Source organism: Streptomyces sp. NPDC042100 (assembly GCF_055582325.1).
Genome location: NZ_JBVJDK010000017.1, coordinates 33,090 through 52,922, shown reverse-complemented (window position 1 = coordinate 52,922; position 19,833 = coordinate 33,090). Strand labels below are relative to the sequence as shown.

The window sequence follows — 19,833 nt, the reverse complement described above, 5'->3', positions numbered from 1 at the left end:
CGCCCCCGCACGGCTAACCTCCTAGCCATCACCCTTACCCGGCAGGAGTACGAGAACCATGGCCAAGGCACAGGTCCAGCGCATGTCGAAGTTGATGGCGAAGACGCTGCGCGACGACCCGGCGGACGCCGAGGTCCTCAGCCACAAGCTGCTGGTCCGCGCCGGCTACGTGCGCCGCACCGCCGCCGGCATCTGGAGCTGGCTGCCGCTGGGCAAGAAGGTCCTCGCCAACGTCGAGCGCGTGGTGCGCGAGGAGATGGACGCCATCGGCGCCCAGGAGGTCCTGCTGCCGGCCCTGCTGCCCCGTGAGCCCTACGAGGCCACCGGCCGCTGGGAGGAGTACGGCGCCGAGCTGTTCCGCCTCCACGACCGCAAGGGCGGCGACTACCTCCTCGGCCCGACCCACGAGGAGATCTTCACCCTCCTGGTGAAGGACCAGGCGTCCTCCTACAAGGACCTGCCGGTCATCCTCTACCAGATCCAGACGAAGTTCCGCGACGAGGCCCGCCCCCGCGCCGGCATCCTGCGGGGCCGCGAGTTCCTGATGAAGGACTCGTACTCCTTCGACACCGAGGACGAGGGCCTGGCGCAGTCGTACGGCCTGCACCGCCAGGCCTACCAGCGCATCTTCGAGCGCCTGGGCCTCGACTACCGCATCTGCGCCGCCACCGCGGGCGCGATGGGCGGCTCGAAGTCCGAGGAGTTCCTGGCCCCGGCCGAGGCCGGCGAGGACACCTTCGCCGACTGCCCGAACTGCGACTTCGCCGCCAACACCGAGGCCGTCTACCAGGCCGTGAAGCCGGTCGACGCCACCGGCGTGCCGGCCGCCGAGGAGATCCCGACCCCCGACACGCCGACCATCGAGACGCTGGCCGCCTCGCTGGGCGTGCCGGCCTCCGCCACGCTGAAGAACCTGCTGGTCAAGGTCGACGGCGAGATCGTCGCCGTCGGCGTCCCCGGCGACCGCGAGGTCGACATGGACAAGGTCGAGGCGCACTTCGGCCCGGCCGCCACGGTCGAGCTGGTGACCGAGGAGGACTTCGCCGAGCGCGCCGACCTGGTCCGCGGCTACGTGGGTCCGCAGGGCCTGGAGAAGGTCACGTACCTCGCCGACCCGCGCGTCGCGCCGGGCACGGCGTGGATCACCGGCGCCAACAAGCCGGGCGTCCACACCAAGAACGTCGTCGCGGGCCGCGACTTCGAGGTCGAGGCGTACGTGGACGTCGTCGTCGTCGAGGACGGCGACCCGTGCCCGAAGTGCGGCACCGGCCTCAAGCTGGACCGCGCGATCGAGATCGGCCACATCTTCCAGCTCGGCCGCAAGTACGCGGACGCGCTCAAGCTGGACGTCCTCGGCCAGAACGGCAAGCCGGTCCGCGTGACCATGGGCTCGTACGGTGTCGGCGTCTCCCGCGCGGTCGCGGCCCTGGCCGAGCAGACCGCCGACGAGAAGGGCCTGTGCTGGCCCGCCGAGATCGCCCCGGCCGACGTGCACGTCGTCGCCGCCGGCAAGGCGCAGCAGATCGAGCTGGCCCTGGAGGTCTCCGAGCGGCTGTCCGCCGCGGGCCTGCGGGTCCTGGTCGACGACCGCGCGGGCGTCTCCCCGGGCGTGAAGTTCACGGACGCCGAGCTCATGGGCGTCCCGAAGATCCTGGTCGCCGGCCGGCGCGCCGCCGAGGGTGTCGTGGAGCTGAAGGACCGCCGCACCGGCGAGCGCGAGGAGCTCCCGGTGGACGAGGCGATCGCCCGCCTCTCCGCCTGACGCCGTCCACGTGTGCCCCCTCCCGGCGCCTTCGGGCGCCGGGAGGGGGCACACGCGTTCAGTCCCGGTCGGGCCGGTCGCCTCGGACGATCGGGACGAGGCTGCGCATCGCGAGTCCGGCGGCGATCAGGGTCGTGGCGGCCACGATGAGGCCGAGGACGGCGAGCGGGCTCAGCCCCGCTCCGGTGGCGGCGAGGCTCGCGCCCGTGCCGCCCACGGCGCTGGCTCCGATGGGTTTTCCGTACATGGGGGTTCCTTTCGGATCAGGTGGCGACCCAGCGCTCCTTGCGGCGCAGGACGAGGTCGACCAGGGACCGGGCGAAGACGAGCTGCCGGAACACGTCGTAGAGGAGCTCCGGGACGAGCGGCAGGGCCAGCAGTACGGCCCGGCGGCCCTGCCGGCGCACGGTGAGGGTGCGTTCCAGGACGAAGACGAGCGTGATCGCGCCCCAGAACAGCGAGAAGCCCTGCCAGCCGACGGTGGTCAGGACGAGCACGCTGAAGAGGGCGAACAGCGCCAGTGCCAGGGCGCCGAGGCCGAGCATGAGCTGCTGCCCGAAGTACGGCAGGGTGACCCTGGTCAGGCCGTAGTCGCGCAGGTTCTCCAGGGCGCCGCGCTGCCAGCGCATCCGCTGGTGCCAGAGCTTGGGCAGGGTCGGCATGACCTCGGTGACGAGCCAGCAGCCGTCGGGGGAGACGGTGCGGTGGCCGAGCGTCTTGACGGCCTTGGTGATCTCGTCGTCCTCGGTGAGCGAGGCGAGGCTGTAGTAGGAGTCCCCGCCGCCGATCCGGCCGGCGCGGCGGGCGTCGCGGACCTCGCGCAGCACACGTGAGCGGAAGACGGTGCCGGTGCCGGTGAGCACGGTGGCCTCGTTGCCCTTGCGGTGGATCTCCAGCGCGTACCGCTCGTACTCCATGCGCTGGAGCAGGCCGAGGAGTCCGCCGCCCTCCTCGCCGTAGAAGACGCCGCCGACGGCGCCGACGCGCCCGTCCTCGTCCAGGGCGTCCACGGCGCTGCGCACGAACCGGGGGTTGAGCACCGTGTCGGCGTCCTGGACCAGGACCAGGGAGTCCTCGGGGAGGGCGTCGAGGACGGCGGGCAGGGCCTGGTTGAGGGCGCCCGCCTTCTTGTCGCGGTTGCCGGCGGTGACGTGGACCTCGGCGCCGACGCGCTCGGCCACCTCGGCGGTGAGGTCGGTGCAGTTGTCCGCGACGACGATGATCCGGTCGGGCCGCACGGACTGCCGGTAGAGCCCGCCGAGGGTGGCGGTGATGCCGTGCTGCTCGTTGTGCGCGGGGATCACCGCTACCAGATCCGTCATCGTGCGCTCCGTCCGCTCCCGCCGGCCCGTCCGGTGCGCGGCCAGCACCTCGAAGGTCTCGCGGCGAGGTTGCGGTACGGGTGCGCGGAGGGTGCGGCGGCGGTGCCACCGGGCGCTCCGGGACCTTCGGCGGGCGGTTCGGGACCATCCACCCGGTCGGCGGCGGGCGGTCAGTCCGGGGGGCGGTAGCGGTAGCCGACGCCGCGGACGGTGGCGATGCCGGTCCGGCCGCCGGTCGCTTCGGCGATCTTGTGGCGCAGCCGCAGCACCGCGTACTTCACCCGGCGGGCGTCGGCTTTCTCGTCGTCGCCCCAGACCTCCCGGAGGAGCTGACCCCGGCTCAGCACCCGCTCGGGGCGGGAGACGAACGCGGTGAGCAGGTCGAACTCCAGCGCGGTCAGGTCGAGCGGGGTGCCGTCGGCGCGGGCGGTCCGGGTGGCGGGGTCCACCACGATCCGCTGCCCGGGAGCGCCCGGAGCGCCCGGAGCGCCCGGAGCGCCCGGAGCGGCGGCCGCTGGGCCCGGTCCGGTGGCCGGCTCCGGTCCCGGGCCGGTGCGGCTCGCGGAGCGCAGCAGGCGCCGGAAGCGGGCGGCGATCCGGGGCATCCCCTGGGCGCGGGAGAGGGCGTACGTGATGTAGTCGTCCGCGCCGAGGCGGTACGCGCGGGTGGCGTCGTCCTCGATGTAGACGGGGGCGGCCATGACGATGGGCAGGAGCCGGTCGCGCTCGCGGAGTTCGGCGAGGAGCCGCCAGGGGTCGCAGCCGGGCAGCTTGGTGCTGAGCACCAGGCCCCGCGACGGGCGCTCGCGGAGCGCGCGCCGCAGGGCGGGGCCGTCGGGCGTGTGCAGCACCTCGTAGCCCCGGACGCGGAGCATTCCGCCGACCTCGTCCGTGACCCGGGCGTCGGTGAGGGCGAAGAGGATGAGCGGCCGTGGGACAGGCGGTGACACATCAGGCATTCGCGGCATATACCAGCATCCTAGGGCCGGGTGGCGGTCCCGGCACACGATCTCCCGGCTCCCGGCTCCCGGCTCCCGGCACCCGGCACCCGGCACCCGGCACGCGGCCCTCGTGCCGAGCGGCCGGGCCGGCCCCTCAGGCGCCCGCCGTGTCCTCGTCCTGCCTCGGCGCCGGCTCCACGGAGGCGCCCGTCAGGTCCTCGACGCCCTCCGCCGCGTCCGCCACGCCCTTGAGGTACGCGTCGGAGAGGGGCGGCGGCGCCGGGGCGGCCGGCGGCTCCACGGCGGGGCGTTCCGCGTGCGGCTTCGCGGGCTGTTCGGCGGGCTGCTCCGGTCCGCCGCCCGCGCGCTCCAGGAAGCGCAGCAGCTCGACCGGGATCGGCAGCACCAGGGTCGAGTTCTTCTCCGCCGACACGGCCATCACCGTCTGCAGCAGCCGGAGCTGGAGCGCGGACGGCGTGTCCTCCATCTGGCGCGCCGCCTCGGCCAGCTTCTTCGACGCCTGGAGCTCCGCGTCCGCGTTGATCACCCGCGCGCGCCGCTCCCGGTCCGCCTCCGCCTGCCGGGCCATCGAGCGCTTCATCGTCTCGGGCAGCGACACGTCCTTGATCTCGACCCGGTCGATCGCGACGCCCCAGCCCATCGCCGGGCTGTCGAGCATCAGCTCCAGGCCCTGGTTGAGCTTCTCCCGGTTGGACAGCAGGTCGTCCAGGTCGCTCTTGCCGATGATCGACCGCAGCGAGGTCTGCGCCATCTGGGAGACGGCGAACTTGTAGTCCTCCACCCGCACCAGCGCGTCCGCCGCGTCCACGACCTTGAAGTAGACGACCGCGTCGACCCGCACCGTCACGTTGTCCCGGGTGATGCCCTCCTGGGCCGGCACCGGCATCGTGACGATCTGCATGTTGACCTTGTGCATCCGGTCCACCAGCGGCACGATCATCTGGAATCCGGGCTGGCGCTCCCGGTCGACGAGCCGCCCGAAGCGGAACACCACCCCGCGCTCGTACTGCTTGACCACGCGCGCCGCGGCCCCCGCGTACACCGCGACCGCCGCCCCCGCCCCCACGGCCGCCATCAACAGCTCTTGGATCATGACGGGCTCCCTGACAAAGGGTTACAAGAAGGGTATTCCCTTACAGCCAGCCCGCGAACTCCAGCAGCAGCTCCGCGTCCGCCGGGCGCCCCGCGTCGAGCGCCCGGGCCGCCGACTCGACCGCCCGGAAGAGCGTCCAGCCGCGCAGCCGCTCCCGGTCCAGGTCCAGCGCGTCGGCCAGCTTGTTCACCCGCCGCCGGGCCGCCGAGGCGCCCGAGGAGGCGGCCACCAGGTCCTCGACCCGGTCCCGCACCAGCCGCGCCAGGTCGTAGGCCCGCTCGCCGACCAGCGGATCGGGGCCGACGGCCAGCCAGGGCGCCCGGTCGCCCGCCAGGACCTTGCCCTGCCGGAAGCAGCCGTGCAGCAGCACGGTCTCCGCCTCGCCCGCGAGCAGCTCCTCGCGGGCCGCGAGCGCCGCCGCCACCAGCGGGCCGGCCTCCCCGTCGGACCGGTGCGCGGCCATCGCCAGGGCCTGCCGGCCGGTCCGCTCGGCCACCGGCTCGAAGCCGTGGCCGGCCGGCGGCTCGACCCACAGCCGCCGGACGGTCCCGGCGGCCTCCAGGAGCGCCTTGGCCTCCGGCAGCGAGCGCAGCGAGACCTCCGGGTGCAGCCGCTCCAGGAGCAGTCCGTCCCCGGCCGGGCCGTCGAGCAGGCGCACGGCGCCCCAGCCGTCCCAGTGCGCGAGCGCGGCCCGCTCCAGGTCCGGGCGGGCGACGGCGGGCGCCAGTTTCAGGGCGGCGCCCGGGACGAGGACGACGAGGCTGCTGCGACCGCCGGGGGCCATCACCCGTTCGGCGGCCAGACCGGCGTCCGCCAGCGTGCCCCGGGTCAGCTCGGGGAGCTCCCCGAGCCACTCGGCCGCGACGGCCTCCCCGTAGGTCTCGCCGAGCGCCCGCACCAGTCGCTGCGGCGGTTCGTAACCCATACGTGCCTTGTTTCCTTCGTTTCCTCGGTGGCGGGCGGCTTCTACGCCCGTTCGGCGAGCCCTGGAAAGGTTACGTCGCTGCCGCGCCAGCGCACCGCCCGGACCGCCGCCTCGCGCAGCGCGGCCGCCGCCTCGCCGCGCAGCGGGCCCTCGGCGGAGCGCACCAGATCGGAGTAGACCCCGGCGACCCGGTCCTCCAGGACGGCGGCCAGGCGCACCGCCGCCGCCGGGTCCGGCACGGTGAACGGCAGGGCGTAGCCCGCGGCGGCGGCGACCGGCTCGCCGCCGAGGTCGCGGACGGTGCGCCGGAGCGCGTCCCGGCGGGCCCGGTGGGCCTGGTGGGCGGCGGTGGCCTCGGCGCGCCGGGCCTCGCCGACGCGGGCGCCGACGACCCCGTACCCGTACACGGCGGCGTGCTCGGCGGCGAGTGCGGCCTGGGCCGCGTCGAGCGCGGTCATCCCCGGGCCCTTTCGGTCAGCAGATAGGCGTGGGCGGCCCCGGCGGCGGCGACGGAGGCCAGCAGCCGGGCGTACTCGGGCGGCGCCGTCCGCAGCGTCGCCGTGTGGGTGTCGGCGGTCGCCCGTTCGGCGGCGGCCAGTTCGGTGAGCGCCGCCGCCGGGTCGGCGGGTACGGAGGCGGGCGCGGGGGAGCCGGGGGCCGAGGGGGCGCTCGGGCGCCCGGCCGAGGAGGCCGCCGTGGTCGGCGTGGCCGCCGGGCTCGTGGCCGCCGGGCTCCCCGGGGCCGCCGTGCCCTCGCCGAGGGCCGCGACATGGGCCGCGACCGAGGCCCGCAGCGGGGCCAGCCGGCCGCCGAGCGCGGGATGGGCGGCGAGCACCGCGTCGTAGCGGGCGAGCAGGGTGCGGCCGGTCGCGGCGGACCGGGCCCGCAGCACGGCCTCGGCGCGCGCGGCGCGCTCGGCCGCGCTGGGGGGCTCCGGGCGCGTGTCGCCGGGGGATCCGCAGCCGGCGAGCGCCACCGCGCCGCCGGTCACGCCCGCGGCCAGGAGCGCGCGCCTTCCGATGCCTGTCACGCCTTCTCCCTCACGCTCAGGTATTCGAAGATCACCGCAGGCGAGCGTACCCGCGGGGCCCGGCCCGGTGGACGGCAACACCCTCCTGGACCGGATACCCTTTGATCTGACACGCGACAACCCACAACAGCACACGCGGCCGAGGAGTCACCCGGATGAGCACCACCCAGAGCGAACGGCTGCGCGGTCTTCTGGAGCCGCTCGTTCACGCGAAGGATCTCGACCTCGAGGAGATCGAGGTGTCCCGGGCCGGTCGCCGCGGACTGCTGAGGGTCATCGTCGATTCGGAGGAGGGTGTCGAGCTCGACGCCTGCGCCGAGCTGAGCCGCGTCATCTCCGAGAAGCTGGACGAGTCCGACGTGATGGGCGAGGGCGAGTACGTCCTCGAAGTCAGCTCCCCGGGCGCCGACCGCCCCCTGACCCAGCACCGCCACTACGTGCGCGCCGTCGGCCGCCTCGTGAAGCTCCAGCTGACCCCCGAGGCCGGGGCCGGCGAGCTGGTCACCCGGATCCTCGCGGTGGACGAGGACGGTCTGGACACCGAGGTGCCGGGCGTGAAGGGCCGCAAGGCCACCGCCCGCCGGGTGGAGTTCGCCGAGATCGCGAAGGCGCGTGTCGAGATCGAGTTCAACCGCAAGGACAAGAAGGAAGAGGAGGCGTAGCCGTGGACATCGACGTGAAGCTCCTGAAGGGCTTGGCGCAGGAGAAGGAAATCTCCTTCGAGATGCTGGTCGAGGCGATCGAGTCGGCCCTCCTCATCGCCTACCACCGCACCCCCGACGCCCGCCGCCACGCCCGCGTGGAGCTGGACCGGGCCACCGGGCACGTGACGGTGTGGGCGAAGGAAGACCCGGCCGACCTGGAGGAGGGCCAGCAGCCCAAGGAGTTCGACGACACGCCGTCGGACTTCGGCCGGATCGCCGCGAGCACCGCCCGCCAGGTCATCCAGCAGCGGCTGCGGGACGCCGAGAACGACGTCACCTTCGGCGAGTACGCCCGCCGCGAGGGCGACATCGTGGCCGGCATGGTGCAGCAGGGCAAGGACCCGAAGAACGTCCTGGTCAGGCTGGACGACAAGCTGGAGGCCATCCTCCCGGTGCAGGAGCAGGTGCCGGGCGAGGAGTACACGCACGGCCTGCGGCTGCGCACGTACGTCGTCCGGGTGGCGAAGGGTGTGCGCGGTCCGTCCGTCACCCTTTCGCGTACGCACCCCAATCTGGTGAAGAAGCTCTTCGCCCTGGAGGTGCCGGAGATCGCCGACGGTTCGGTGGAGATCTCCGCCATCGCCCGTGAGGCCGGTCACCGCACCAAGATCGCCGTCCGCTCCACCCGTTCGGGCCTGAACGCCAAGGGCGCCTGCATCGGCCCGATGGGCAGCCGGGTGCGCAACGTGATGGCCGAGCTGCTCGGCGAGAAGATCGACATCGTCGACTGGTCGGACGACCCGGCCGAGATGGTGGCGAACGCGCTCTCCCCGGCGCGGGTGTCCAAGGTCGAGGTCGTGGACCTGGCCGCCCGTTCGGCCCGGGTGACGGTGCCCGACTACCAGCTGTCGCTGGCGATCGGCAAGGAGGGGCAGAACGCCCGTCTGGCCGCGCGCCTCACCGGCTGGCGGATCGACATCCGTCCGGACACCGAGGTCTCGGGTCCCCAGGACTGAGACCGAATTTGGCTAACAACTGTTCGATTTTTACCCCGAACGGGTGAGGTCGGTACGGGGAGGTAGACTTATCGTGTCTGGCCGGACGCATGCCCGCGCGTGCCCTGAGCGAACCTGTGTGGGATGCCGGGAGCGAGCGGCCAAGAGCGACCTGCTGCGGATCGTGATGAATAAGGGCGAGTGCGTCCCCGATCATCGCGGTACGCTGCCCGGCCGGGGTGCGTACGTGCACCCCGCCGTGGTCTGTCTCGACCTGGCGGTTCGCCGCAGGGCGTTCCCCAGGGCCTTCCGGACCCAGGGACCGCTCGACACCGTGGCTCTCCGCCACCACGTCGAGCGGACGGCACCGCAGTGAAGAAGTACGGCACGGAATCCCGTGCGGTCAGGTACCTCGCGAGTTGGAAGTAGGTCGAGATTGCGATGAGCACTCGATGAGTACGCGATGAGTACGCCCATGAAGTAGCGACGGTCCGGCGGTAACCGGACCTAAAAGGAGCGAAGTGGCTAAGGTCCGGGTATACGAGCTCGCCAAGGAGTTCGGTGTAGAGAGCAAGGTCGTCATGGCCAAGCTCCAGGAACTCGGTGAATTCGTCCGTTCGGCGTCCTCGACGATCGAGGCGCCGGTCGTGCGCAAGTTGACTGACGCTTTGCAGGGTCCCGGCGGCAACGCCGGCAAGACCGCTGCCAAGCCCGGCGCGCCCCGCAAGGCGGCGCCCTCCCCCGCGAAGCCCTCGGCGCCGTCCCCGGCCGCCGCGGCTCGCCCCGCTGCCCCCAAGCCCGGCGCACCGGCCCCCAAGCCGGCCCCCGCCGCGCCCGCGGCCCCGGCCACCCCGGCCGCGCCCGCGAGCAGCACCCCCTCTCCGGCTCCGGCCGCCTCCGGCCCGCGTCCGGGTCCGAAGCCGGCCCCGAAGCCCGCGCCCGCCGCGCCGGCTCCGACCACCCCGGAGTTCACGGCCCCCCCGGCCGCCCCGTCGGCCCCGGCCGCCGGTCAGCGTTCCGGTGGCGCCACCCCCGGCCCGCGTCCCGCCGCTGCCCGTCCGGGCCAGCAGGCGCCGCGTTCGGGTCAGCAGGCCCCCCGTCCCGGCCAGCAGGCCCCGCGTCCGGGCGCCCGCCCGGCCGGCCCGCGTCCGGGCAACAACCCCTTCACCTCCGGCGGCTCCACCGGCATGGCGCGCCCGCAGGCGCCCCGTCCGCAGGGTGGCGCGCCGCGTCCCGGCGGCCCCGGTGCCCCCGGTGGCGCTCCGCGTCCGCAGGGCCAGGGCGGCGTTCCCGGCGCCCCGCGCCCCCAGGGCGGCGCTCCGCGTCCGACCCCCGGTGGCATGCCCCGTCCGCAGGCTCCCCGTCCGGGCGGCGCGCCCGGCGGTAACCGTCCGAACCCGGGCATGATGCCGCAGCGTCCCGCTGCCGGCCCGCGTCCCGGCCCCGGCGGTCGTGGCCCCGGTGGCCCCGGCGGTCGTCCGGGCGGTCCCGGCGGCGGCGGTGGCGGTCGTCCCGGCTTCGCCGGTCGTCCGGCCGGTCCCGGCGGTGGCGGCGGCGGCTTCGCCGGCCGTCCCGGTGGTCCCGGTGGCGGTGGCGGCGGTCGTCCGGGCGGTCCCGGCGGCGGTGGCGGCTTCGGCGGTCGTCCCGGCGGCTTCGGCGGTCGTCCCGGTGGTCCGGGTGCCCGTGGTGGCACGCAGGGCGCCTTCGGCCGTCCCGGTGGTCCCGCGCGTCGCGGTCGCAAGTCGAAGCGTCAGAGGCGCCAGGAGTACGAGGCCATGCAGGCCCCGTCCGTGGGCGGCGTGATGCTGCCCCGCGGCAACGGCGACGCCATTCGCCTGTCGCGCGGTGCCTCCCTCACCGACTTCGCCGAGAAGATCGGCGCCAACCCGGCGTCGCTCGTCGCGGTGATGATGAACCTCGGTGAGATGGTCACGGCCACGCAGTCGGTCTCCGACGACACGCTGACCATGCTCGGCGAAGAGATGAACTACGTCGTTCAGATCGTCTCGCCGGAGGAGGAGGACCGCGAGCTCCTCGAGTCCTTCGACATCGAGTTCGGCGAGGACGAGGGCGGCGAAGAGGCTCTGGTCTCCCGTCCGCCGGTCGTCACCGTCATGGGTCACGTCGACCACGGTAAGACCCGACTGCTCGACGCGATCCGCAAGACGAACGTCGTCGCGGGCGAGGCCGGCGGCATCACGCAGGGCATCGGTGCCTACCAGGTGGGCACCGAGGTCAACGGCGAGGACCGCAAGATCACCTTCATCGACACCCCGGGTCACGAGGCGTTCACCGCCATGCGTGCCCGTGGTGCGAAGTCGACCGACATCGCGATCCTCGTGGTCGCGGCCAACGACGGCGTCATGCCGCAGACGATCGAGGCGCTCAACCACGCCAAGGCCGCCGGCGTCCCGATCGTCGTCGCGGTCAACAAGATCGACGTCGAGGGTGCCGACCCGGTCAAGGTGCGCGGTCAGCTCACCGAGTTCGGTCTGGTGGCCGAGGAGTACGGCGGCGACACGATGTTCGTCGACATCTCCGCCAAGCAGGGTCTGCACATCGACTCCCTGCTGGAGGCCGTCGTCCTCACCGCCGACGCCTCGCTCGACCTGCGGGCCAACCCGAACCAGGACGCGCAGGGCATCGCGATCGAGTCCCACCTCGACCGCGGTCGCGGTGCCGTCTCGACCGTCCTGGTCCAGCGCGGAACGCTGCGCATCGGCGACACCGTGGTGGTCGGCGACGCGTACGGCCGCGTCCGGGCGATGCTCGACGACAAGGGCAACAACGTCGAGGAGGCGACCCCGTCGACTCCCGTCCTGGTGCTCGGTCTCACCAACGTGCCGGGTGCCGGCGACAACCTCATCGTCGTCGACGAGGACCGTACGGCCCGTCAGATCGCCGAGAAGCGCGCCGCGCGTGAGCGCAACGCCGCCTTCGCCAAGCGCGTCCGCCGGGTGTCCCTCGAGGACCTCGACAAGGTGCTCAAGGCCGGTCTGGTCCAGGAACTCAACCTCATCATCAAGGGCGACGCGTCCGGTGCGGTCGAGGCTCTCGAGTCCTCGCTGCTCCAGCTCGACGTCGGCGAAGAGGTCGACATCCGCGTCCTGCACCGCGGTGTGGGTGCGGTCACCGAGTCCGACATCGACCTGGCGATGGGCTCCGACGCCATCGTCATCGGCTACAACGTCCGTGCGGCCGGCCGTGCCGCGCAGATGGCGGAGCGCGAGGGCGTCGACGTCCGGTACTACTCGGTGATCTACCAGGCCATCGAGGAGATCGAGGCGGCCCTGAAGGGTCTCCTCAAGCCGGAGTACGAAGAGGTCGAGCTCGGTACGGCGGAGATCCGCGAGGTCTTCCGCTCGTCCAAGCTGGGCAACATCGCCGGTGTCCTCATCCGCTCGGGCGAGGTCAAGCGCAACACCAAGGCGCGCCTCATCCGCGACGGCAAGGTCATCGCGGAGAACCTCAACATCGAGGGTCTGCGCCGCTTCAAGGACGACGTCACCGAGATCCGCGAAGGCTACGAGGGTGGTATCAACCTCGGAAACTTCAACGACATCAAGATCGACGACGTCATCGCGACGTACGAGATGCGCGAGAAGCCGCGCGCCTGACGTACAGCGTTGATCCGGGGCCGGTCGGCGGGAAGGAATTCCGTCGATCGGCCCCGGCCGTTCCGTGTACGGTTCTGATGTCCCTGCCAAGCGGTTGGCGGGGCCCATGAACCCGAACCGGCGGGACATCCGGGCATACATGTATGTGGGGACGCTGTCCTTCGATCTGCTCCTCGGCGACGTACGGTCGCTGAAGGAGAAGCGCTCCGTCGTCAAGCCGATCGTCGCCGAGCTCCAGCGGAAGTTCTCCGTGAGCGCGGCGGAGGTGTCGGGCCAGGACCTCCACCGGCGGGCCGAGATCGGCGTCGCGATGGTGTCGGGCGACCCGGGGCACCTCAGTGACGTACTGGACCGGTGCGAGCGCCTGGTCGCCGCCCGGCCGGAGGTGGAGCTGCTGTCGGTTAGACGCAGGCTCCACACCGACGAAGACTGAACTCAGCAGGCAACGCAAGAAAAAGGCAAGAAAGAGGAGAAGGACCAGTGGCCGACAACGCGCGGGCGAAGAAGCTGGCGGACCTCATCCGGGAGGTGGTCGCCGAGAAGCTGCAGCGCGGCATCAAGGACCCGCGCCTGGGTACGCACGTGACCATCACGGACACCCGCGTCACCGGTGACCTGCGGGAGGCCACGGTCTTCTACACGGTCTACGGGGACGAGGAGGACCGGGCCAGCGCCGCCGCCGGCCTGGAGAGCGCCAAGGGCGTCCTGCGGTCGGCCGTCGGCCGGGCCGCGGGCACCAAGTTCACCCCGACGCTCACCTTCGTGGCGGACGCCCTCCCGGAGACCGCCAAGAACATCGAGGACCTCCTGGACCAGGTGCGCGCCTCGGACGCGAAGGTGCGCGACGCGTCCTCGGGCGCCGCCTTCGCCGGTGACGCCGACCCGTACAAGAAGCAGGGCGAGGACGAAGCCGCCGAATGAGCAAGACAGCCAGCACGCCCGACGGCCTTGTCATCGTCGACAAGCCGTCGGGCTTCACCTCGCACGACGTCGTGGCCAAGATGCGCGGGATCGCCAAGACCCGCCGCGTCGGCCACGCCGGGACGCTCGACCCCATGGCGACGGGCGTCCTCGTCCTCGGCGTGGAGCGGGCGACCAAGCTCCTCGGTCACCTCGCGCTGACCGAGAAGGAGTACCTGGGCACCGTCCGGCTCGGGCAGACCACGATCACCGACGACGCCGAGGGCGAGATCACGGCGTCGGTCGACGCGTCGAAGGTCACCCGCGAGCAGATCGACGCGGGGGTCGCGGAGCTGACCGGCGCCATCATGCAGGTGCCGTCGAAGGTCTCCGCCATCAAGATCGACGGCAAGCGGTCCTACGCGCGGGTGCGCGGCGGCGAGGAGTTCGAGATCCCGGCCCGGCCGGTGACCGTCTCCTCCTTCCGCGTGTACGACGTGCGCGAGGACACCGCGGCGGACGGCACCCCGGTCGTGGACCTGGTGGTCTCCGTCGTCTGCTCCTCCGGCACGTACATCCGGGCGCTCGCCCGCGACCTGGGCGCCGGTCTCGGCGTGGGCGGGCACCTGACCGCGCTGCGCCGCACCCGGGTCGGCCCGTACAAGCTGGACTCCGCGCGCACCCTGGACCAGCTCCAGGAAGAGCTCACGGTCATGCCGGTCGCCGACGCGGCCGACGCGGCGTTCCCCCGCTGGGACGTCGACGAGAAGCGGGCCGGGCTGCTGCTGAACGGCGTGCGCCTGGAGATGCCGGAGTACCCGGCGGGCCCGGTCGCGGTCTACGGGCCGGACGGGCGGCTGCTCGCGCTGGTCGAGGCGCAGCGGGGCAAGGCGAAGAGCCTGGCCGTCTTCGGCTGAGGCCCGGAGCCGCCCGATGCCGAGCGGAATGCCTCGTGGGGCGGTCACGCACGCGTGACCGCCCCACGAGGCATTCCGCCTCCCCACCCCTTCCCCTTCTCACCCGTTCGGGCAGGCGCTCGAAGCGGACGGGGGGCGTGTGAGGGGGCGCGTTCGGCCTTGAGCTGTTCCCGGTGATCACCGGGAACCTACGGTCGGAGGATGGGGAGCGGGGACCTGGCGGAGCTGGTGCGGATCGAGGATCCGGCCGGCCGGCCGTGCGGCACCGGTTTCCTCGCCGACCACCAGGGCACCGTGCTCACCGGCCACGAAGTCGTCCGGGGCCGCGCCGCCCTCCTGCTGCGCACCCCCGACGGGCGCAGCCACCGGGTCGGCCCCGCCGACCTCACCCTGCTGCCCGACAGCGGGCTCGCGCTCGTCCGCGCCGAGGGGCTGACCGCCCGCCCGCTGCCGCTCGCCGCCCGCCAGGGCATCGAGCCCGGGACGTACGTACGGATCGCCGCGCACGGCTGGCGCGAGGCCCGGGTGCTCGGCGCCACGGCCGGGTCCGCCCTGGAGCTCGCCATCGGCACCGAGGGCGCCGAGGCCCTGCACGAGGGCGGACCGGCCGCCGGCGGGCCCGTCCTCGACCCCGACACCGGCGCCGTCCTCGGCGTCCTCGGCACCGCCCTGCACGGCGACCGGCGCGCGGCCGGGCACGCCCTGCCGGTGCCGCCCACCGGACCGCTCGCCGCCCTGCTGCTGCGCAACGCCGCCACCGTCCCCGCCTACGGCCGCGACCTCAACCTGGCCGGGGTCCTGGAGCTGACCGCCACCACCACCGGCACCCGCGAGGAGCCGCCCGCCGCGCGGGTCCGGGACGACGGCGAGGCCCTCGTGCTCGCCGTCGTCGGCGCCCCCGGCACCGGCCGCACCACGGCGCTCGCCGGCCTCGCCGCGCTGCGCGCCCGGGGCCCGGCCCCCGCGCCCACGGTGTGGCTGCGCGGCGCGGACCTGCGCGCCGACGACCGCTCCGTCGCCGACGCCGTCGGGCGGGCCCTGTACCGCGCCGGACGGGTCGCCGCCGCGTCCGGCACCCCCGGCGACCCCGCCGGGGCGACCCCCGAGCAGGCCGCCGCGCTCGCCCGCGCCGCCCACCGCCCCCTGCTGCTCCTGCTCGACGGCCCCGAGGAGATGCCGCCGCTGCTCGCCCACCGTCTCGGGCCCTGGACCACCGCCACCGAGCAGTGGCTCGCCGCGCACGGGGCGCGGCTGGTGACCGCCTGCCGCGCGGAGCACTGGGAGCAGGCCGGACCGCTGTACGTCACCGGGCCGAGGACCGTCGTCCTGGGCGACCTCGGCGAGGCCGCCGCCCGCGAGGCCCGGCGGCTGCACGCCGTCCCCGACGACGCGATCGACCCGGAGGACGCCCGGCACCCGCTGGCGCTGCGGCTGCTCGGCGAGGTCCGGGCCGCCACCCGGGGCGAGGCGGCGGGGCGGCCGGGCCGGGACGAGGTGTTCGCCGCGCACCTGGCCCTGATGTGCCTGCGGGTCGCGGTGCGGATCGCCGCCGGCAGCCGCCCCGTGGCGCGCGGCACGGCCGTGCGGCGGCTCGCCGCCCGGGTCAGCGGCCGGGTCCACGAGGCCGCCCGCCGCTGCCTCGGGCCCGGACAGGGCGAGCTGGACCGGGAGTCCTTCGAGGAGCTGTTCCCCTGGCCCGAAGGCTGGGCCTCCGCCGTCCTCACCGAGGCCCTGCTCGTCCCCGCGGGCGCCGGCTACCGCTTCGCCCACGAGGAGCTCGCCGACTGGCTCCAGGGCGCCCATCTGGACGTCGACCGCGCCCTGGACGTCCTGGTCCACCACCCGCCCCCGCCCGGCGGCCTCCCGGTGCCCCGCCACCGCATCGGCCCCGTCCTCCAGGCCCTCCACCACCTCCACCACGACCAGGGCCCAGAGGCCCTCGCCACCCGCCTGACGTCCCTGGCCGACGCGCTCGCGGCCTTCGCCGACGGGGCGGGCGGCCCGCCCCCCGGCGTCCCCGAAGGGGTCTGGTGGGCCTCGCGGCTGCTCGGTGGGGTGCTCGGAGGGGTGCGGGATCTCCGGCCGTTCCTGCCCGTGCTGCGGCGGCTCGCCGGGCGGATCGGGGCGCGGCCCGGGGCCGCCGACGCCTTTCCCGGGTTCGGCGCCGGGTTCTGGGCCGGGCTGCGGCTGCCCGAGGGGGAGCGGGTCGACCTGCTGCGGCGGCTGGTGCCCGCCGACCCGGCGCCCGGGCCCGGGACCCCGCCGCGCTTCCTCGACGCGGTCGCCGGGCTGCTCGCCGCCGACCCGCGGGGGGTGCAGCCGCTGCTCTGCCGCTGGTTCGGGGACGAGCGCCCGCTGGCCGCCGCGCCCGGCGCCACCGTCGGCACCGCCGCGCAGGCCGTGCTGCACACCCACCGGCGGCTCGCCGTCGACGACCTGTGCGAGGCCCTGGTCGCCACCGCCCACCCGCTCGCCGAAGGACTGCTCGGCGCGCTCGCCGAGGACGAGCCCACGGCGCTGTGCCGGGCCGTCGACCGCTGGGCCCACGACGACGGGCGGCCCGAGCGGCGCACGGCGGCCGCCGCGTACGGACGGCTCGTCGCCCCGCACGCCACGGACGAGGCCGACCGCGCCACCCTGCGCTTCGCCGCCCTCGCCCTGCTCGCCCGGCCCGCCGACCGCGCCCTGCACGGCCCCGCGCTCGGGCTGCTGGTCCGCGACCCGGAGTCCCGCGCCCGGCACCTGCCGCGCGCCCTCACCGAGCCCGGCGTCCCCGTCGACGCTCTCGGCGCCGCGCTCGCCTCGCACCCCGGAGCCGTCCTGGGCGCGCTGCGCGCCCGGCTGCACGGCGACGAGCCCGCCGCCGTGCTGCGGCTGCTCGCCCGCGTCCCCACCCCGCGCCTCGCCCGCCGCGCCGCCGAGCTCGTCGCCGAGTACGCCGAGCGGCACCCGGAGGGCGCCGGACTGGTCGCCGGCTTCGTCGACACCCGCCTCGAAGAGGGGCCCGTCGCCCGCTGTGTCCTGCACCCGCTGGTGCTGCGGCTGCTGACCGGACCGCAGCCGGCCGTGCGCGCCGCCCTCGTCCCCGTCCTCGCCGCCCCCGGCACCGGCGCCTCCCGCTTCCTGCGCGCCGAACTCCTCGACGCGCTGCGCGCGGACCCGCGCCCCCGGCCCCCGGCCGTAACGAAGGTCACCTCGCCCGTGCCGATGCCGATGCCGATGCCGACGTGGCCTGCCGCGCATGGCAGTCTTAGACCTGCGCCAACAGGCGTACACGCGGACATGGGTACAGGCGGACGAGGAGCGGTCACAGTGCAGCGCTGGCGTGGCTTGGAGGACATCCCCCAGGACTGGGGGCGCAGCGTCGTCACCATCGGCTCCTACGACGGGGTGCACCGCGGGCACCAGCTGATCATCGGGCGGGCCGTGGAGCGCGCCCGCGAGCTCGGCATCCCCTCGGTCGTCGTCACCTTCGACCCGCACCCCTCCGAGGTGGTGCGCCCCGGCAGCCACCCGCCGCTGCTCGCCCCGCACCACCGGCGCGCCGATCTGATGGCGGAGCTGGGCGTGGACGCGCTGCTGATCCTGCCGTTCACCGCCGAGTTCTCGCAGCTGTCCCCGGCCGACTTCATCGTGAAGGTGCTCGTCGACAAGCTGCACGCCAAGCGGGTCATCGAGGGCCCCAACTTCCGCTTCGGCCACCGCGCCGCGGGCAACGTGGCGGTCCTGGCCGAGCTGGGCGCCACCTACGACTACGACGTCGAGGTCATCGACCTGCGGGTGACGGGCGCGGCGGGCGGTGGGGAGCCGTTCTCCTCGACGCTCACCCGGCGGCTGGTCGCCGAGGGCGACATGACCGGCGCCGCCGAGATCCTGGGCCGCCCGCACCGTGTGGAGGGCATCGTCGTGCGCGGCGCCCAGCGCGGCCGGGAGCTGGGCTTCCCGACGGCCAACGTCGAGACCCTGCCGCACACCGCGGTCCCCGCCGACGGCGTCTACGCGGGCTGGCTGACGGCCGACGGCGAGCGGATGCCCGCCGCGATCTCGGTCGGCACCAACCTGCAGTTCGACGCCACCGAGCGGACCGTCGAGGCGTACGCGATCGACCGCGAGGGCCTCGACCTGTACGGCCTGCACGTGGCCGTCGACTTCCTGGCGTACGTGCGCGGGATGCTCCGCTTCGACACCCTGGACGACCTGCTCACGGCGATGGCCGACGACGTCAAGCGCAGCCGCGAGCTCACCGCCGTGTACGACCGGGGCTGAGCCGGCCGCGCCCGTCACCAGCGGACGAGCAGCTCCCGAGGCCCCCGGATCAGGCCCTTGGACTGGAACGGGGTGTCCTCGGGCCGGCCCGCGAGCCGCAGCCGCGGGTAGCGGGCCAGCAGCGTCCCGAGCATCACCTCGGACTCCATCCGGGTCAGCATCGCGCCCATGCAGTGGTGCGGCCCGTGCCCGAAGGAGACGTGCCCGGTCCCGGTGCGGTCGAAGTCGACCGTGTGCGGGTCCGGGAAGGCCGCGGGTCGCGGTTGGCGGCCAGATAGGACGCGTACACCGCCTCGCCCGCGCGGATCAGCACCCCGCCCACCTCCACGTCGGCCAGCGCGATCCGGGGCAGCCCCACCCCGTTGCGGTGCGGGATCCAGCGCAGCAGCTCGTCCACCGCCCGCGGCAGCAGCTCCGGTGCGTCCCGCAGCCGGTCCGCGAGCTCCGGCCGGGTCAGCAGCAGCCACACCATGTTGGCGCTGTTGTTCCGTACCGCGTGGGCGCCGCTGATCAGGATCGCCATCGCCAGCGACACCGCCTCGTCGGCGTCGATCCGGCCCTCGGCGAGCGACTCGGCGAGCGCCCCGCCCAGATCGTCGGCCGGCTCCGCCCGGCGCCGCTCCAGGTGCCGGACGACGCAGGCGCGGATCCGGGCCTTCGCGGCCCGGCTCTCCTCCGGCCCGGGGCCCGAGGACAGGATCAGGTCGGGCCAGGAGGCCAGCTCCGCCCGGTCCTCCTCGGGGACGCCCAGCAGATCGCAGACGACGGCCATCGGCAGCGGGCCGTGCAGGTGCCGCATCAGGTCGGCCGGGGCGCCCACCGCCTCCATCGTGTCGAGCAGCCGGTCCGCGGTCGCCTGGGCGAGCGGGCGCAGCCGTTTGGTGGACTGCCCGGTGAAAGCTTTCGTCACGGCCTTCCGCAGCCCGGTGTGGTACGGGGGGTCGGCGTAGTTCAGCGCGGCCCTGGACGCGACCATGTGGCCGGTCATCCCGGTCACCGGGCGCTCCAGGAGCGCCGTCCGGCTGAACCGGGGGTCCGAGGTCACCGCGCGTACGTCCGCGTACCGGGTGACCAGCCAGGCCTCGTGCTCGGCGCCGAACGGCAGCCGGATGCGGGCGACCGGCTCCTCGGCGAGCAGTTCGGTCAGCAGCGGGTCGAAGTCGAGCGCGGGCAGGTCGGCGACCGGCCAGGCACGCACGGGCCGGGGGCCGGCCGTGGGGGATTCGGTGGTCATGAGGGGCCTGTTCCCGGGCCCGCCCGGCCGCGACACGCCGGACGCCGACAGCCCCCTGAACGGAGGACGCGCACCCGCCCCGCACGGTGACGCTCCGCAGCCGGTCCGTGGTCCGCGCGGTTGCGGGCTCGCCGCGCCGGGGCGAGTGTGGGCCGCAGTTCACGGC

The 19,833-nt window shown here is 74.4% G+C and carries 16 protein-coding genes and 2 pseudogenes; 10 read left to right on the top strand and 8 right to left on the bottom strand.

The features are described 5' to 3' along the window. Positions 1 to 58 precede the first annotated feature (58 nt). Positions 59 to 1,762 carry a proline--tRNA ligase gene (locus ACZ6J5_RS30870; protein WP_469396966.1) on the top strand — a complete coding sequence of 568 codons (1,704 nt, stop codon included), beginning with the start codon at positions 59 to 61 and terminating at the stop codon, positions 1,760 to 1,762. A 58-nt stretch (positions 1,763 to 1,820) separates the two neighbouring features. On the opposite strand, the gene ACZ6J5_RS30865 is transcribed toward ACZ6J5_RS30870, so the two are convergent. The 7 genes from ACZ6J5_RS30865 to ACZ6J5_RS30835 all read right to left on the bottom strand — a co-directional run bounded on the left by ACZ6J5_RS30865 (position 1,821) and on the right by ACZ6J5_RS30835 (position 7,094). Continuing rightward, entirely contained in the window at positions 1,821 to 2,009 is a 189-nt protein-coding gene (locus ACZ6J5_RS30865) for a hypothetical protein (protein WP_469396965.1), read from the bottom strand. 16 nt (positions 2,010 to 2,025) lie between these two features. After that, a complete protein-coding gene (locus ACZ6J5_RS30860; RefSeq protein ID WP_469396964.1) occupies positions 2,026 to 3,084 on the bottom strand; it encodes a glycosyltransferase family 2 protein in 1,059 nt (352 codons plus the stop codon). A gap of 170 nt (positions 3,085 to 3,254) precedes the next feature. Further along, positions 3,255 to 4,034: a response regulator transcription factor gene (locus ACZ6J5_RS30855; protein ID WP_469396962.1), complete on the bottom strand. Its 780-nt coding sequence runs from the start codon at positions 4,032 to 4,034 to the stop codon at positions 3,255 to 3,257. A 145-nt stretch (positions 4,035 to 4,179) separates the two neighbouring features. After that, positions 4,180 to 5,139: a slipin family protein gene (locus tag ACZ6J5_RS30850; protein WP_469396960.1), complete on the bottom strand. Its 960-nt coding sequence runs from the start codon at positions 5,137 to 5,139 to the stop codon at positions 4,180 to 4,182. A gap of 40 nt (positions 5,140 to 5,179) precedes the next feature. Next, entirely contained in the window at positions 5,180 to 6,064 is an 885-nt protein-coding gene (locus ACZ6J5_RS30845) for an aminoglycoside phosphotransferase family protein (RefSeq protein WP_469396958.1), read from the bottom strand. A gap of 41 nt (positions 6,065 to 6,105) precedes the next feature. Then, positions 6,106 to 6,522, bottom strand: a complete 417-nt coding sequence (locus ACZ6J5_RS30840) for a ferritin-like domain-containing protein (RefSeq protein ID WP_362483954.1) — start codon at positions 6,520 to 6,522, stop codon at positions 6,106 to 6,108. Beyond that, complete coding sequence (locus ACZ6J5_RS30835; RefSeq protein ID WP_469396956.1) at positions 6,519 to 7,094, bottom strand: hypothetical protein; 576 nt, start codon at positions 7,092 to 7,094, stop codon at positions 6,519 to 6,521. The genes ACZ6J5_RS30840 and ACZ6J5_RS30835 overlap by 4 nt, the downstream gene beginning before the upstream one ends. A 155-nt stretch (positions 7,095 to 7,249) precedes the next feature. Here ACZ6J5_RS30835 and rimP point away from each other — a divergent pair, with 155 nt between their 5' ends. From rimP to ACZ6J5_RS30790, 9 genes and pseudogenes are all read left to right on the top strand, one after another. Beyond that, a complete protein-coding gene (gene rimP, locus ACZ6J5_RS30830) occupies positions 7,250 to 7,756 on the top strand; it encodes a ribosome maturation factor RimP (RefSeq protein ID WP_469396954.1) in 507 nt (168 codons plus the stop codon). A gap of 2 nt (positions 7,757 to 7,758) precedes the next feature. Continuing rightward, positions 7,759 to 8,754, top strand: coding sequence for a transcription termination factor NusA (gene nusA / locus ACZ6J5_RS30825; protein ID WP_469396952.1), 996 nt, complete (start codon positions 7,759 to 7,761; stop codon positions 8,752 to 8,754). Between the two features lie 73 nt (positions 8,755 to 8,827). Continuing rightward, positions 8,828 to 9,109 carry a YlxR family protein gene (locus ACZ6J5_RS30820; protein ID WP_469396951.1) on the top strand — a complete coding sequence of 94 codons (282 nt, stop codon included), beginning with the start codon at positions 8,828 to 8,830 and terminating at the stop codon, positions 9,107 to 9,109. A gap of 145 nt (positions 9,110 to 9,254) precedes the next feature. Then, positions 9,255 to 12,350, top strand: a complete 3,096-nt coding sequence (gene infB, locus ACZ6J5_RS30815) for a translation initiation factor IF-2 (protein ID WP_469396950.1) — start codon at positions 9,255 to 9,257, stop codon at positions 12,348 to 12,350. A gap of 139 nt (positions 12,351 to 12,489) precedes the next feature. After that, a complete protein-coding gene (locus tag ACZ6J5_RS30810) occupies positions 12,490 to 12,783 on the top strand; it encodes a DUF503 domain-containing protein (protein WP_469397095.1) in 294 nt (97 codons plus the stop codon). A gap of 47 nt (positions 12,784 to 12,830) precedes the next feature. Continuing rightward, positions 12,831 to 13,271: a 30S ribosome-binding factor RbfA gene (rbfA, locus tag ACZ6J5_RS30805; RefSeq protein ID WP_469396948.1), complete on the top strand. Its 441-nt coding sequence runs from the start codon at positions 12,831 to 12,833 to the stop codon at positions 13,269 to 13,271. After that, the gene (gene truB, locus ACZ6J5_RS30800; RefSeq protein ID WP_469396946.1) at positions 13,268 to 14,167 is read left to right on the top strand and encodes a tRNA pseudouridine(55) synthase TruB; all 900 of its coding nucleotides are present in this window, start codon (positions 13,268 to 13,270) and stop codon (positions 14,165 to 14,167) included. Before rbfA ends, truB begins: the two co-directional genes overlap by 4 nt. A gap of 201 nt (positions 14,168 to 14,368) precedes the next feature. Continuing rightward, positions 14,369 to 14,764 (top strand): annotated as a pseudogene (locus ACZ6J5_RS30795) (trypsin-like peptidase domain-containing protein); the annotation flags it as partial. A gap of 2,715 nt (positions 14,765 to 17,479) precedes the next feature. Then, a complete protein-coding gene (locus tag ACZ6J5_RS30790) occupies positions 17,480 to 18,433 on the top strand; it encodes a bifunctional riboflavin kinase/FAD synthetase (RefSeq protein WP_469397094.1) in 954 nt (317 codons plus the stop codon). Between the two features lie 14 nt (positions 18,434 to 18,447). Here ACZ6J5_RS30790 and ACZ6J5_RS30785 read toward each other — a convergent pair. Beyond that, a pseudogene (locus ACZ6J5_RS30785) lies at positions 18,448 to 19,667 on the bottom strand (cytochrome P450). Positions 19,668 to 19,833 lie beyond the last annotated feature (166 nt).